The sequence below is a fragment of the Cyanobium sp. ULC082 genome (assembly GCF_977927535.1).
Window position 1 is genome coordinate 203,215 of the sequence record NZ_OZ376397.1, and the last position, 12,859, is coordinate 216,073.

Below are 12,859 nucleotides of genomic sequence, written 5' to 3' on the forward strand. Positions count from 1 at the left end.
GTTCTCACTCCCCGGGTCAGGGGCCGGGGCCCGGGCAGCTCGGCCTAGCTTGGCCCCAGTGAGCAGCGGCAATTCATGGCCATCCGCCAGGACGACAATCCCCCGAACAGGCGATCCGGCATCATCAACCTTGTGCTGATCGGCTTCGGCGTCCTGTTGCTGCTCAGCAACTTCCTGCCGAACCAGTCCGCCCAGGTGCCGCGGGTTCCCTATTCCCTGTTCATCAACCAGGTCGACGACGGCAACGTCAAGCGGGCCTTCATCACCCAGGACCAGATCCGTTACGAGCTGAGCAACGCACCGGAAGGCAGCCCCTCGGTGCTGGCCACCACGCCGATCTTCGACATGGGTCTGCCCCAGCGCCTGGAGCAGAAGGGGGTGGAGTTCGCCGCCGCACCGCCGAAGCGGCCCAATTTCTTCTCCACCCTGTTGAGCTGGGTGGTGCCGCCGCTGATCTTCATCCTGGTGCTGCAGTTCTTCGCCCGCCGCAGCGGCCTGGGCGGGGGCGGTGCCCAGGGGGCCCTGAGCTTCACCAAGAGCAAGGCCAAGGTTTATGTGCCCGATGAGGAATCCCGGGTCACCTTCGCCGATGTGGCCGGCGTGGATGAGGCCAAGACCGAACTCAACGAGATCGTCGATTTCCTCAAAACCCCCGAGCGCTATACCGCCATCGGCGCCCGCATCCCCAAGGGTGTGCTGCTGGTGGGGCCTCCGGGAACGGGCAAAACCCTGCTGGCCAAGGCCGTGGCCGGTGAAGCCAGCGTGGCCTTCTTCATTATTTCCGGCTCGGAGTTTGTCGAGCTGTTCGTCGGCGCCGGCGCCGCCCGCGTCCGCGACCTGTTCGAAGAGGCCAAGAAAAAAGCGCCCTGCATCATCTTCATCGACGAACTGGATGCGATCGGCAAGAGCCGCTCCGGCTCAATGGGCGTGGTGGGCGGCAACGACGAGCGGGAGCAGACCCTCAACCAGCTGCTCACCGAGATGGATGGCTTCACCGGCCAGGACAAACCGGTGATCGTGCTGGCGGCCACCAACCAGCCCGAAACCCTCGATGCCGCGCTGTTGCGGCCCGGTCGCTTCGACCGGCAGGTGCTGGTGGATCGCCCCGACCTCTCCGGCCGCCGCAAGATCCTCGACATCTACGCCAAGAAGGTGAAGCTGTCCTCGAGCATCGACATCGACAAGATCGCCCAGGCCACCAGCGGCTTCGCCGGCGCTGATCTGGCCAACCTGGTGAACGAGGCGGCCCTGCTGGCGGCCCGCGCCTACCGCACCGAAGTGGAGCAAGCCGATCTCAATGAGGCGATCGAGCGGGTGGTGGCAGGTCTTGAGAAGAAGAGCCGCGTGCTCCAGGACGACGAGAAGCGTGTGGTGGCCTTCCACGAAGTGGGCCACGCCATCGTCGGGCACCTGATGCCCGGCGGCAGCAAGGTGGCCAAGATCTCGATCGTGCCCCGGGGCATGAGCGCCCTCGGCTACACCCTGCAGCTCCCCCAGGAGGAGCGGTTCCTCAGTTCCAAGGAAGACCTCGAAGGCCAGATCGCCACCCTGCTCGGCGGTCGCTCGGCTGAGGAGATCGTGTTCGGAGAAGTCACCACCGGCGCGGCCAACGATCTGCAGCGCGCCACCGACATCGCCGAGCAGATGGTGGGCACCTATGGCATGAGCGACACGCTCGGCCCGCTCGCCTACGACAAACAGGGCGGCAACCGTTTCCTCGGCAACGGCTCCAACCCGCGCCGCTCGGTGAGTGATGCCACCGCCCAGGCGATCGACAAGGAGGTCCGCGGCCTGGTCGACCGGGCCCACGATCGTGCCCTGGCGATTCTGCAGAGCAACCGGGGCCTGCTCGATGACATCGCCAGCAAGATCCTTGAGAAGGAGGTGATCGAGGGCGATGAACTCAAGGCCCTGCTCTCATCCAGCAACCTGCCTGAATCCGCCGTCCTGGCTGAACCGGTGCCGGTCGGGGCCTGAGCGCTGCGGCCCCTCCCCTTGACGGAGGGGCCCCTGATCCCGGATAAGGGTTCTTTGGTGAAGGGGTCATGAACCCTCCGTTCTCCAGCCCCGATCCAGCCCTGGCGCCCCTCAAGGGTCGCGACCTGCTCTCCAGCGCTGATTTCAGCCGCGACGAAACCCTCGCTCTGCTGCAGCTCGCGGCCGATCTGAAGAGCGGCCAGCGCCGCATCGATCTACAGGGCAGGGTGCTGGGCCTGATCTTCACCAAGGCCTCCACCCGCACCCGGGTGAGCTTCTCGGTGGCGATGGCCCGGCTCGGCGGCCAGACCCTCGACCTCAACCCCGCCGTCACCCAGGTGGGGCGCGGCGAACCGATCGCCGATACGGCCCGGGTGCTGAGCCGCTATGTGGATGCGTTGGCGATCCGCACCTTCGCGCAGCAGGATCTGCTCGACTACGCCCACTGGGCTTCGATCCCGGTGATCAATGCCCTCACCGATCTGGAGCACCCCTGCCAGGCCCTGGCCGATTACCTCACCGTGCAGGAAGCCTTTGGAAGCCTGGCCGGCCTGAACCTGGCCTATGTCGGCGACGGCAACAACGTGGCCCACTCCCTGTTGCTCTGCGGCGCCTTGCTGGCGGTGAATGTGCGGATCGCCTGCCCGGCTGGATTCGAGCCGGAGCCGGCCGTGCTGGCTGTGGCCCGGCGGCTGGCGGCGGGGCGCTGCAGCATCACGGTGACGCATGACCCGCTGGCCGCCGTGCGCGGTGCCCAGGCCCTTTACACCGATGTCTGGGCGTCGATGGGGCAGGAGGAGGAGCAACGGGAGCGGCAGCAGGCCTTCGAGGGGTTCTGCCTCGATGAGGCCCTTCTGGCCGAAGCCGATCCCCGCGCCATTGTTCTGCACTGCCTGCCGGCCCACCGCGGCGAGGAGATCAGCGCCGGTGTGATCGAGGGATCCGCCAGTCGCGTCTTCGATCAGGCCGAGAACCGCCTGCACGTCCAGCAGGCCCTGCTGGCCGCCTTGCTGGGCGGCCTCTGAACCCCCGGCCAGCCGGCGGGGCTGGAGCGGGGCTGGACAAATCAGTCGATCAATGGCACAAATGTACTGACGGCGCCTGAACCCAGACGGTGATCTCTCTGAATGCTCAGGCCCCTGAGCCCCACACCATCCTCACACCCGCCCAGCAGGAGCTCTACGACTGGTTGACCGGTTACATCGGCAGCCACCGCCACAGCCCCTCGATCCGCCAGATGATGGAGGCGATGGGGCTGCGCTCGCCGGCACCGATCCAGAGCCGGCTCCGCCACCTCCAGCAGAAGGGCTGGATCACCTGGCAGGAGGGTCAGGCCCGCACCCTGCAATTGCTCGGCGGCCAGCTCCAGGGCATCCCGGTGCTCGGAGCCGTGGCGGCCGGCGGCCTGGTGGAGCCCTACGACGACATCCAGGAGCGGCTCGATCTGAAGCCGCTGCTCGACACCCGGGGCCTGTTCGCCCTCACCGTCAACGGCGACAGCATGGTGGATGCCCACATCGACGACGGCGATGTGGTGCTGATGCAGCCGGTGCCGGAGCCGAGCCGGCTGAAGCCCGGCACGATCGTGGCCGCCCTGGTGGAAGGCAGCGGCACCACCCTCAAGCACTTCCATCGCCAGGGCTCCCAGGTGCGGCTGGAGGCCGCCAATCCCGCCTATGCGCCCATCCTGGTGGAGGCCGATCAGGTGTCGGTGCAGGGCCGGCTGGTGGCGGTCTGGCGCCAGGTCTGAGCTGCACGCCGGCATGTATGTTGGCGAGTGAAGGGGCCATAGCTCAGCTGGTAGAGCACCTGCATGGCATGCAGGGGGTCAGCGGTTCGAATCCGCTTGGCTCCATTCAAGAAAGGCAGTCGTTGCCAGTGGTTTCGGGTTCACACTCGAAACCTTGTGCGGCATGAAATGTCCTGCTCGGGCATTCCTGCGCTCCCTTCTGCGCTGCCGTGGACCACGCCTCAACCCAGCGGCGGCCCCGACCCAGCAGCGGAAAGTCTGACAACCGGAGAGTTCCGGCTGATCCAGAAACTGGCTCTACAAGGACTGCTCAACCCAGGGTGGGAAGGCAAGCGAGAGGTTTTCGAGGCTTGCAAGGATCTCCCCAGGCGCCTTCCCGAACATTGATCAGGTGGAGCGGTGTGGCGGCAGGATGCATGCCTTCACTCCGAGCAGACGCCCGCATGGCACAGACGCTCTCCGGCATCGGCGGCCTGGCCCACATCGGCATCCGCGTTCACGACATGGAGCGATCAGCGGCGTTCTACGCCAGGCTCGGCTTCCAGTTTGTGGCCGGGCCGATCGGGCCGGAGCCGGTCGCGATCCTCAGCCACCCCAGTGGCGTGGAAATCAATCTGATCCTCAATGCCCCCACGGCCGCTGAAACCAACGTTCTGATGGACGGCCCGGAGAAGCCCGCGGGTATCACCCACTTCGCCCTGCTCTGCAACGACCTCGACACCGCGATCAAGGAACTGCGGGCCCTGGGCCTGGAGCCGAGCGCCGGGCCGGTGGACTTCGGTGGCAAGGCCCAAGGCCTGTTCCTGCGGGATCCCGACCGCAACGTGATCGAACTGCACCAGCGGCTCTGAAAGCTGTCAAGCAACATCCGGAATTGGTGCTCCGGCGACACGAAAACCAGACCAGATTGTGCGGCTCCAAGCGCAGGCACCGCCAGCAGCATCAGCGGTCGGTTGCCGTTGCTGCTGCTGGGGGCCAGCTCCGGGCACCAGCTCCGCTGACGTGTCATGTCGTTGGTCCAACCCTTGCAGTTGAGCGTGAGGTGCTCGCCCAGGGCCAGCAGGCCCGCATCTGGTTCATCGATGTCACCGGCCAGAGCAGCTGCAGAGTTGATTCCCTGTGGGTCTTGGTGCTTCCAGGGAACCAGCCCCCGGGCTGTCTTGGGCAGCCTGACCAGCAAGGCCCGGTCACGAAGCCAGTGGGCCAAGGCCCCTTGGATGCAGCGCTTGAGGTACGCCGGTGCGGTGCCGGGGTCCTTGATGCGGCCGCAGGCCTTGACCAGCTCCAGGCGGGCGATGCCCTGGGCATCTGCGAGTTCGAGCAGATCGTGGTAGCGACGGGAGAAGCGTGCGGCCAGGGCATCGGCCAGGGGAAGGAATTGATGCACAAGGCGATCACGTGCTGAGAGGTGGCGCATCGTGGTGAGGGCGTAGAACGCACCCCCACCCCGCAGCAAGGCGTAGGGAGAATCGGGGGTTGGGCAAGCCAGAACCACGACGCCACCAGCGGATCGCTGTTCAGCAAGACCCCCGGCCAACAACTGGCCAACAACACCCCGCTCGGCACACCGCCGTGGGGGTCAGGGGCATCGAACCGCCAGCCAGCGCAACGGGCAGCGGCAGCGAAACCCCGAGCAGGCGCGAGTGGGTGGAGCTGCCGGTGCGGTCAGACCTAGTCAGCGACCGGGTCAGCTCGTTGAACTATTGGCTCGGAAGAGTTCTTTGTCTCTGCGCGATTCCCAGGGACAGGAAGGCCGGAAGCGACCCCTTCTCTTGCTGCGCCAAGGCCGCCTCAGGCAGGACCCGAGAGGAGCCGTGCTCGCCAACCTGCAGGAGCCGGTAGTGAGTCCCTTGATCAGCCATGGCACCGGCTTGCTGGAGCCGTACCAGCCGACCCAAGGGGAGGGCCTTGACAGCCGGACAAGACCATGTAATGGTTTTGAAAAATTTACTAAGTATTTTTTATGAAACTCCAACGATATCTAAAACCTATTGCACCCCTAGTTGCGGTTTCTGCAGCCCTTTTGCTCACGCCAGGAAAAGCTGATGCCAAGCTGACATTCAACATTTTTGAATCTGGCTCCGACGTTGTCATCCAGGCAAATGGTTCACTGACGCTTCCGCAACTAGTCAGCTTTGGCAATTGTGCCCCTATTGATACTTTCTCGGCTGGCGATGGAGTCATTTGTACCAATTTCGCTAATGCGCAATCAATTTACAACATTGCAGGTCCAATAACTTTCGGCGGCTCAAATAGCTCTTTTAGCGTAACTTCTAGTAGCGGTACACCCACGGCCATTAATGCCAGCGCTCAACTTTTTGGACTCGATTCAACATATGTGAATGGAGACCCCATTGTCTCTTCTGCCACTTTCCTTGGACAAACTCTCGCCTCTTTGGGCCTCAGCCCAACGACCCCTGGGTCAAGAGGCACTTGGCAGCTCAAAGGGATTGAAGGAGATGCCGGCGAGATCGAGGTGATCGTCGGGCCTCCAGCTGCGGTGCCCGGCCCTCTGCCCCTGTTTGGCGCCGCCGCCGCTTTTGGTTGGAGCCGCCGCCTCCGCAAACGCATTTCAACAGCCAAAACCACCCAGTTGGGCTGATCCAACTTGCTGATTTCAGCTGTTTCGCCAGCTGACCGTCAACCAAAGCCCTGCATCTGTATCCAGGGCCTCTCCCGGTGCTCGGCGGCGCCGCCGCCTTTGCTGTCAGCCGCAAGGCCTGAGGCTCAGCTGAGGCCCGGCCAGGCTTGTCTGGCTCAGCCTGTACCAGTTCCACAGCATTTCGGGCCGCTGAGAGAACCTGGAACAGCATCTGCGGGCTTCCCCTGAGCAGCTTGATCCGGTGGCCGAGCTACGCCGCATGGTGTTCGATTGCGCCGCCGACCCCCAGCTGGTCCCCCAGCAGCACTGAACCCTGTTCCGCCACCAGTCCTTCTCGGGCATCAGCCTTCAAGCAAATCCATTCGCCCATTTCGCATCCACCCCGGCAGCCAAATGAATCGAGGCTCGCTCCTGTAATTGGTTCCACTCAGCCAGCCGCTCTCCACACAGGCCTGCTCAGCACTGCCCCGCTCTGCAGCATTGGTTCGGCTGACACCTGGTGCGCGTGCGATGAATCTCCCATGCACGCTTTGGACTCGGCAAACTCTTGCCAGCAGGGCATGGCCGACAGTCAACGGTGTATCGCCAGCGTGAGCAGGACCAGGTTTGCCCTCCGGCGATCCCATGATCGACAAACCCCACCGATCAGTCGAAGACAGGGGCTTGACAAACTTGCAAAGAACAAGGAATGATTTTTGAACACTGGTATTTAAATGTGATTTTTTCAAAGTGGCATCACCAGCTGGCTGCTCTGCTGGCTGTTCCAGCAGCCTTGTTGCTCAGCCCAGGCCGGGCCGAGGCACTTCTCACCTACACCCTCTTTGAATCCGGCTTCAATGTGGTGCTTGAAGCGAGTGGGTCGCTCCAGCTCCCTGCATCTTCAGTTTCTTTTAGATGTACATCTACTGGCCTTGTGAGTGAAAATACTCTTTGCACAGGGCCCGTCCCCCCCTCCGGAGTTTTCTTGCCGGGCTTCACCTTGACTGGACCAGCAGGCATTCCTTTTGTCACAAGTTTTTTCCCTGGTTCCAGCGTTACTGGCGTGTCCACTGTTTTGAACTCGAATCCTACGAGTTCTACTTTTGCAATTGACCCAGCCAACGCCGGTTCAATCAATTCAACAGCAACATTCAATAACAGAACCCTGGCAAGCCTTGGCTTCACTACCCCTGGTTTGATCGGCACCTGGCAGGTGAATGGGATCAGTGGGGAGGCCGGCCAGATCAACCTTGTGGTGGCGCCCGTGCCCGGTCCATTGCCCCTGCTCGGTGCAGCAGCGGCAATGGGTTGGAGTCGTCGCCTACGCCAACGGATCGCTGCCTCTAAACGCGCGCAGATCAGCTGAGTATTCTGAACACTGTATAACCAACTGCACAGCATCGGGAATCCCAGCTGTGATTTCCTGTGGTCCGTCTTGGTGCAGGTGCCGCAAACTCTGATGACCAGGCTGGGCCGAGATTCCTCAGGATTCCTGCATGAATTGATCCAGTGATGTGATGCGACCCACATGTTGCGCAAACTGGCATCGTTGTTGTTTGGACTGGTGAGCGGTACAGATCCAGAGGAATGCCATGGCAACCCTGCATCGGATTCTGCGCTGCAAGGGATCTTGGAGAACAATAATATCAATGGCATGCAATTAGCGGTGATTCAATTCCCTCTGCCCCCATTCTTCTGAATCGGTTCCAGTCGCCGAGGTTCGGGCCGGATTCTTCCTTCACCCTTTCTGGGCCATGCCGCTGAAGCAGGCTCCCATCACTCCCCGATCAACACGGTTCCGCAATCGAGGTTGTAGAAGCCTCCAACGATCTTCAGCTGTTCGGTTGCAAGCCTTTCGGCCACAGGCGCCGCGCTTTTCAGTTGTTCCACCACCAGTTCAATGTTGGCGCGAACGGCATTGTCGAGCAGATCTCCCGGTTGATCCCTGGCCCGATCAACGGCTGGCTGGATCGCCCTGAGCAGGGTGCTCACGTGGCCGGGGATCTCGGCGTGTTTGAGGGTGGCGGCCACGGCGCCACAGCGCTCATGGCCCAGCACCACCACCAGGGAGGTGCCGAATTCCTCTGCCGCATATTCGATGCTGCCAAGAATCGCATCATCAAGGATGTTGCCCGCCACCCGGATCACGAAGAGGTCACCGAGGCCCTGATCAAAGATGATCTCGGGTGGCACCCGCGAATCGGCGCAACCGAGGATGATCGCGAACGGGTGCTGGCCTGCGGCAATCACCCGCATCCGGCTGCTTGATTGATGGTGGTGGGAGGCATCACCGCTCACGTAGCGATGATTGCCCGCCTTGAGCCGCTCGAGGGCGTGGTTGGGATTCATGAACAACCGATCCCAGGCATGGCCGATCCTGCTGACCCAATGGTGAGGGCTTCTCGGCGAACCTACCGCTCCTGGCTGCGACCAACGGTGTTGAACGCAGCCGCCCGCCCTGTTGATTGATCCCGCTTCCTGGTACCCGCCCAGCAGGCCAACCACAGGCTCAACCAGGGGGGAGATGGTCGCCGGCTGAGGAATGGCGACCCATCAGGCGAGCGAACAGATGCCTGTGCTCCTCAGGCACTCGCCCCCGATCCTGATCCGAGATCAGGATCTTGGATTGCTTGCCGTCTTTGTAATTGTCAATGTCGTACCACCATTCCCTTGCATATGTGAACGTCAGAAGTGGACGCACCCTGGTGGAGCGATTTGGTGTGCCGCCATGGCGCGTTCTGAAATCCCAGACCAGGCAGGAGCCCACCGGCACATCAGGCACATACGGACTGCCCTCATCTGTCGCTGAATCCAGCTGGCGATGGCTTTGCGGATAGAAAGCCGTTGATCCGTGCTCTTCGTCCATCGAGACCAGTGGAATGGCGACCGTAAGGGCGTGAGCAGGGAGGAAAGCGTCAAGTCCACTTTTGAAGAGCCGTGTGGAATCCCTGTGCAGATGCTGCTGTTTTGAGCCGGGAAACGAAAGCACAAGGCCGAATGAATCGATGACCATGCAATCCCCAAGAGCTTTTCTGGCGAGCGGATATATCCATTGATTGGCGTACACGCACGTGGCTGCAAAGGGCCCCGCCATTGGCAGGGTAACCATCCATCTGAGGTTGCCAACTTGGAACACATCTTCCCTGAGAAGGAATGCTTCGGGAGAACAATCCTGCGAGAAGCTCTCCAAAAACGAGCTTTCCAGGCGGTGGATCATCGAGACTGGTAACACTCCATCCAGAACCACAAATCCGTTGAGACCAAGCAGGCGGCAGCATTCCTCTGCAAAGGGCAGCTGCTGAACATCAGCTGGAGCGGATGAACCAGGGCTTGGGCATTTCAGACGGAATGACATGGTGTAGGAAGCAGCGTCAGTTCCGTTTGCACCGCTGCATTCTTGCCTTTCCCCTTCCCCAGCCCTGCCGCAAGCCATGACCGCTCTTCTCCGGCGGCTGGAACTCACCAACTCGCTGCTTCCGGGCCTGCCATTGCTGCTGCCCAGGCCACCGTCATCGAATCCGGTCGCGTCACTCTCCGTACAGGGCTCTGAGGCCCGCCTCACTCGCCGGTGCCACCCCCCGCTCGGTGATCAGGGCCGTGACCAGCCGGGCGGGGGTCACGTCAAAGGCGGGGTTGAAGCCGGCGCTGCCATCGGGGGTGAGTTGCACCGTGGTGGCGGCGGATTGGGCGGCGGCAGGGTCTGCGGAGCTCCCCGCCGGCTTGCCGCTGATGTGGGTCACCTCCTCGGCTGAGCGCGCCTCGATCGGGATCAGGGCGATCCCGTCGTCGATTGTCCAGTCGATCGTGGAGGACGGCAGGGCCACATAGAAGGGCACGCCGTTGTCATGGGCGGCGAGGGCCTTGAGATAGGTGCCGATCTTGTTGCACACATCGCCGCTGCGGGTGGTGCGATCGGTGCCCACGATCACCGCATCTACCTCGCCGTGCTGCATCAGGTGGCCGCCGGCGTTGTCGACGATCACGGTGTGGGGCACCCCTTCCCGCCCCAGCTCAAAGGCGGTGAGGCTGGCGCCCTGGTTGCGGGGGCGGGTTTCATCCACCCACACGTGGATCGGCATCCCGCTGCGGTGCGCCTTGTAGATCGGCGCCAGGGCCGTGCCCCAGTCGACGGTGGCCAGCCAGCCGGCATTGCAGTGGGTGAGCACATTGAGGGGCTCCTGCTGCCGCTCGCTCGGCCGTGCCGTGGCGATGGCGCGCAGCAGCGCCAGGCCGTGGTCACCGATCGCCTCGCACATCTGCACGTCTTGCTCGGCGATTGCGGCGGCTTCCACCCGGGCGGCTTCGGCCCGCAGCTCTACCGGCAGCGGCAGCACGCGCGCCCGCACCCGCTCCAGCGCCCAGCGCAGGTTGATCGCCGTGGGCCGGGTGGCGTTGAGCTGCTCGAAGGCAGCCGCCAACGCCGCATCGCTGGGATCGTGCTGCAGGGTAAGCATCAGCCCGTAGGCCCCGGTGACACCGATCAGCGGCGCCCCCCGCACCACCATGGTGGCGATCGCTGTCGCCGCCTGATCGAGTGTGGCGAGCGAGCGGGTTTCGAAGCGGTGCGGCAGCAGGGTCTGATCGATCACACCGACTGAGCGCCCCCCCTCCTCCAACCAGATCGTGCGCCAGGGTCTGCCGTCGATGTTCATGGGGAAAGCGGGGGGTGCGGGCATCGGCTTCATTCTTCCGCCCAGCCGCTCCTGCTGCCCGGTGGGCGCTGGGAGGTAGGCCAGAACACCGGCCGGCAAGACTGATCAGCGGCCGAAGATACAATCCGAACTGCCCCACTGCCGCCCCGGCCATGGCACCCAACCCGGTCACCTGGTTCGAGCTGAACGTGTCCGACATGGAGCGCGCCAAGGCGTTCTATGCAGCCGTGTTCGAGGTGGAGTTCGAGGACATGTCAAGTCCGGAGATGGCCTACTGGTGCTTCCCGATGGATGACAGCCGGGTGGGGGCCGGTGGCGCACTGATGCAGATGGCGGGCTGTGAACCGGGCCAAGGCGGCACGATGGTGTATTTCAGCTGTGAGGATTGCGCCGTGGAGGAAGGCCGTGTCGTTCCCGCCGGCGGCCAGGTCTGCCGCCCCAAGATGGCGATCGGTCAGTTCGGCTTCATCTCGGTTGTGATCGACACCGAGGGCAACCCGATCGGCCTGCACTCCTTGGGCTGAAATCCCGTGAACAACAGGCCGATCACCTGGGGCTGGCCAGGATCGGCAACAGCATCGGCGATCACATTGCTCCGCCCATGGCGCCGCTCCTCCACCTCACTGGCGGAGCAGAGCAACAGCTCGATCGGCAGGCGGTGATGGGCCAGCTTCCAGCCCAGGGCATCCGTCTCTTCGAAGCGCGAATGGCACGCCAACCAGACGCACCTCGGCGCCGGGGATCTCCGCCTGGATCTCGGCCGCGATGGAGCCCAGCAGCAGTTCATCCACCGCGATGCCATCCGCCCGCCGGTAGCCATAGCCGCTGCCGCACACCACCGCCAGAAAGGCGGCCTCCACCTGGCCCGGGCCGAGCTTGATCTCGATGGCACCCCAGCGGCCATCGCGCAGCTGCACGATCGCGTCCACCTCGACCCCGTAGTCATCGCGGTAGTGGAACTTCGCCATCGAGCGCCACCGCCAACCCCGGATCGGTACAGCTCACCGGCGCCACTTTCAACGAGGCTCATCGGCCGCAGCCGCAGAAATGAAAAGCGCCCCGCTCCGTTGTGACGGTCGGCGTCATCGGCCGGAACCGCCGCACCTGGTTCCAGAGCGCCGGCTCCACCTGCCACTCATCCAGCAGGCGCGGCCGAGGCCCCGCCAGCACCAGAGCCGGATCCACCGCCAGCGCCTGGCGGGCGGCGGTGTCCACATCCAGCAGCACCGTGGAGGCAGCGAGCTGCTGGGCCAGGCGGGTTTTGCCGCAGGCTCACTGCTTCACAGCCTGCGGCTAGGGGCCCTCGATCCCCACCGCGCCAGCGGAGCCCAGTCAGGCGCGCAACTCGGCATCGGCGATGCGGGGACGGTAGCCGGAGGCCGTGGGGCGGCAGCCAATGCAGCAGGTACCGGTCTCCTAATGCAGGAAAGACGGAGCTTCTGATGCAGATAAACCGGACTTTCTGATGCAGGAAAAACCGAGCATCGCCTACGACCCCTTCAGGTTGCTCAGGGCCGATCCCCACGCCGGTAGAACACCACCCCCACCCGTTGGCTGTGATCGATCAGCTCGGGGGATTGGAGCGCGGCCAGCAGCGAGAGGTCGAAGCGCCAGGGCAGCAGCAGATCGTCGAGGGCGTTATCGAGGCGGGCAAGGGTGCGGTGATCGAGGCCGATGCCGGAGAGGGTGAGGTCGATGCCGGAGCAGGGACGGTGGCGCCCGAGGGCTCTTGAGCCATCGAGGGTGGCCTGCTCGATGGACGGAAAGGTGGCGAGGGTGGCCTGGATCCTGGCCACGGCGGCGATGGGCAATCCGTTTCCTTCAAACGCGCCAGTGCCTGGCGGGGAGCTTCGCCGCGCAACAGCCAGCCATTGGCTTTGATGCGCTTAATGCGGCTAT

The 12,859-nt window shown here is 63.6% G+C and carries 15 protein-coding genes and 1 tRNA gene; 10 read left to right on the plus strand and 6 right to left on the minus strand.

Annotation, left to right across the window (positions count from 1 at the left end):
- The first annotated feature begins 75 nt into the window (after positions 1-75).
- The 9 genes from ftsH to ACXMDY_RS01165 all read left to right on the plus strand — a co-directional run bounded on the left by ftsH (position 76) and on the right by ACXMDY_RS01165 (position 8,007).
- Positions 76-1,977 (plus strand): ATP-dependent zinc metalloprotease FtsH, encoded by a 1,902-nt coding sequence (ftsH, locus tag ACXMDY_RS01125; protein WP_259701493.1) that lies wholly within the window; start codon positions 76-78, stop codon positions 1,975-1,977.
- A 68-nt stretch (positions 1,978-2,045) separates the two neighbouring features.
- Positions 2,046-3,002, plus strand: coding sequence for an ornithine carbamoyltransferase (gene argF, locus ACXMDY_RS01130; RefSeq protein WP_259701492.1), 957 nt, complete (start codon positions 2,046-2,048; stop codon positions 3,000-3,002).
- A 98-nt stretch (positions 3,003-3,100) separates the two neighbouring features.
- Positions 3,101-3,727, plus strand: coding sequence for a transcriptional repressor LexA (gene lexA, locus ACXMDY_RS01135; RefSeq protein ID WP_399243811.1), 627 nt, complete (start codon positions 3,101-3,103; stop codon positions 3,725-3,727).
- 32 nt (positions 3,728-3,759) lie between these two features.
- Positions 3,760-3,832: transfer RNA gene (locus ACXMDY_RS01140), tRNA-Ala, on the plus strand.
- Positions 3,833-4,170: 338 nt separating this feature from the next.
- Positions 4,171-4,578, plus strand: a complete 408-nt coding sequence (locus ACXMDY_RS01145) for a VOC family protein (protein WP_259701491.1) — start codon at positions 4,171-4,173, stop codon at positions 4,576-4,578.
- 362 nt (positions 4,579-4,940) lie between these two features.
- Entirely contained in the window at positions 4,941-5,132 is a 192-nt protein-coding gene (locus tag ACXMDY_RS01150; RefSeq protein ID WP_259701490.1) for a hypothetical protein, read from the plus strand.
- Positions 5,133-5,690: 558 nt separating this feature from the next.
- Positions 5,691-6,329 carry a hypothetical protein gene (locus tag ACXMDY_RS01155; RefSeq protein WP_259701489.1) on the plus strand — a complete coding sequence of 213 codons (639 nt, stop codon included), beginning with the start codon at positions 5,691-5,693 and terminating at the stop codon, positions 6,327-6,329.
- A gap of 688 nt (positions 6,330-7,017) precedes the next feature.
- Positions 7,018-7,674 carry a hypothetical protein gene (locus ACXMDY_RS01160; RefSeq protein ID WP_259701488.1) on the plus strand — a complete coding sequence of 219 codons (657 nt, stop codon included), beginning with the start codon at positions 7,018-7,020 and terminating at the stop codon, positions 7,672-7,674.
- A 162-nt stretch (positions 7,675-7,836) separates the two neighbouring features.
- Entirely contained in the window at positions 7,837-8,007 is a 171-nt protein-coding gene (locus ACXMDY_RS01165; RefSeq protein WP_259701487.1) for a hypothetical protein, read from the plus strand.
- Positions 8,008-8,084: 77 nt separating this feature from the next.
- On the opposite strand, the gene ACXMDY_RS01170 is transcribed toward ACXMDY_RS01165, so the two are convergent.
- From ACXMDY_RS01170 to mtnA, 3 genes are all read right to left on the minus strand, one after another.
- A complete protein-coding gene (locus tag ACXMDY_RS01170) occupies positions 8,085-8,657 on the minus strand; it encodes a carbonic anhydrase (protein ID WP_259701486.1) in 573 nt (190 codons plus the stop codon).
- Between the two features lie 160 nt (positions 8,658-8,817).
- The gene (locus tag ACXMDY_RS01175; RefSeq protein WP_259701485.1) at positions 8,818-9,663 is read right to left on the minus strand and encodes a phytanoyl-CoA dioxygenase family protein; all 846 of its coding nucleotides are present in this window, start codon (positions 9,661-9,663) and stop codon (positions 8,818-8,820) included.
- 172 nt (positions 9,664-9,835) lie between these two features.
- The gene (gene mtnA, locus ACXMDY_RS01180; RefSeq protein WP_259701484.1) at positions 9,836-10,960 is read right to left on the minus strand and encodes an S-methyl-5-thioribose-1-phosphate isomerase; all 1,125 of its coding nucleotides are present in this window, start codon (positions 10,958-10,960) and stop codon (positions 9,836-9,838) included.
- A gap of 152 nt (positions 10,961-11,112) precedes the next feature.
- Between mtnA and ACXMDY_RS01185 the strand changes: the two genes are divergently transcribed.
- Positions 11,113-11,484, plus strand: a complete 372-nt coding sequence (locus ACXMDY_RS01185; RefSeq protein WP_259701483.1) for a VOC family protein — start codon at positions 11,113-11,115, stop codon at positions 11,482-11,484.
- Between the two features lie 96 nt (positions 11,485-11,580).
- On the opposite strand, the gene ACXMDY_RS01190 is transcribed toward ACXMDY_RS01185, so the two are convergent.
- The 3 genes from ACXMDY_RS01190 to ACXMDY_RS01200 all read right to left on the minus strand — a co-directional run bounded on the left by ACXMDY_RS01190 (position 11,581) and on the right by ACXMDY_RS01200 (position 12,771).
- Complete coding sequence (locus ACXMDY_RS01190; RefSeq protein WP_259701482.1) at positions 11,581-11,928, minus strand: DUF4143 domain-containing protein; 348 nt, start codon at positions 11,926-11,928, stop codon at positions 11,581-11,583.
- A 58-nt stretch (positions 11,929-11,986) separates the two neighbouring features.
- Positions 11,987-12,187: a hypothetical protein gene (locus tag ACXMDY_RS01195; RefSeq protein WP_259701481.1), complete on the minus strand. Its 201-nt coding sequence runs from the start codon at positions 12,185-12,187 to the stop codon at positions 11,987-11,989.
- Between the two features lie 281 nt (positions 12,188-12,468).
- Positions 12,469-12,771 (minus strand): nucleotidyltransferase domain-containing protein, encoded by a 303-nt coding sequence (locus ACXMDY_RS01200; protein ID WP_259701480.1) that lies wholly within the window; start codon positions 12,769-12,771, stop codon positions 12,469-12,471.
- Positions 12,772-12,859: the final 88 nt, after the last annotated feature.

Excerpts from the sequence above, each read along its gene's own strand:
- ACXMDY_RS01160 (WP_259701488.1), top strand. The coding sequence starts at position 7,018 with ATGATTTTTGAACACTGGTATTTAAATGTGATTTTTTCAAAGTGGCAT.
- ACXMDY_RS01145 (WP_259701491.1), top strand. The coding sequence starts at position 4,171 with ATGGCACAGACGCTCTCCGGCATCGGCGGCCTGGCCCACATCGGCATC.
- ACXMDY_RS01170 (WP_259701486.1), bottom strand. The coding sequence starts at position 8,657 with ATGAATCCCAACCACGCCCTCGAGCGGCTCAAGGCGGGCAATCATCGC.
- argF (WP_259701492.1), top strand. The coding sequence starts at position 2,046 with ATGAACCCTCCGTTCTCCAGCCCCGATCCAGCCCTGGCGCCCCTCAAG.
- ACXMDY_RS01165 (WP_259701487.1), top strand. The coding sequence starts at position 7,837 with ATGTTGCGCAAACTGGCATCGTTGTTGTTTGGACTGGTGAGCGGTACA.
- ACXMDY_RS01175 (WP_259701485.1), bottom strand. The coding sequence starts at position 9,663 with ATGTCATTCCGTCTGAAATGCCCAAGCCCTGGTTCATCCGCTCCAGCT.
- ACXMDY_RS01190 (WP_259701482.1), bottom strand. The coding sequence starts at position 11,928 with ATGGCGAAGTTCCACTACCGCGATGACTACGGGGTCGAGGTGGACGCG.
- mtnA (WP_259701484.1), bottom strand. The coding sequence starts at position 10,960 with ATGAACATCGACGGCAGACCCTGGCGCACGATCTGGTTGGAGGAGGGG.
- ftsH (WP_259701493.1), top strand. The coding sequence starts at position 76 with ATGGCCATCCGCCAGGACGACAATCCCCCGAACAGGCGATCCGGCATC.
- ACXMDY_RS01155 (WP_259701489.1), top strand. The coding sequence starts at position 5,691 with ATGAAACTCCAACGATATCTAAAACCTATTGCACCCCTAGTTGCGGTT.
- ACXMDY_RS01185 (WP_259701483.1), top strand. The coding sequence starts at position 11,113 with ATGGCACCCAACCCGGTCACCTGGTTCGAGCTGAACGTGTCCGACATG.